We start from the raw sequence: 353 nt of genomic DNA, 5'->3' as shown, positions 1-353 counted from the left end.
AATCTCCGGATCAAAGCTCACTTACAGCTCCCCGAAGCATATCGGTGTTAGTGCCGTCCTTCATCGGCTCCTAGTGCCAAGGCATTCGCCGTGCGCCCTTAATAACTTAACCAAGTTATTAAGCCTATAAAAAAACTTAAAAAATAAATGTGTTTGTTACAATTTCAATGTCGTTTTATCCAGTTTTCAAAGAACAAGTTTTGAAGTATTTCATTCATTAAGAATGAACCTTCAAAACTGAACGCAAAACGTAATCTTACAAACCCTAGGTTTGTATTCCGAAAATATCCTTAGAAAGGAGGTGATCCAGCCGCACCTTCCGATACGGCTACCTTGTTACGACTTCACCCCAA

The 353-nt window shown here is 39.9% G+C and carries 2 rRNA genes; both read right to left on the bottom strand.

Features of this window, described 5'->3' with window-relative positions:
- Window positions 1-112: ribosomal RNA gene (locus ACYQ73_RS28305) — 23S ribosomal RNA — on the bottom strand; the annotation flags it as partial.
- A 182-nt stretch (window positions 113-294) separates the two neighbouring features.
- Window positions 295-353 (bottom strand): 16S ribosomal RNA (locus tag ACYQ73_RS28300); the annotation flags it as partial.

The sequence above is a fragment of the Lysinibacillus sp. CTST325 genome, from assembly GCF_054665055.1.
Note: the sequence above shows the minus strand (reverse complement) of the source record. Positions and strands in the feature narration are given on the sequence as shown.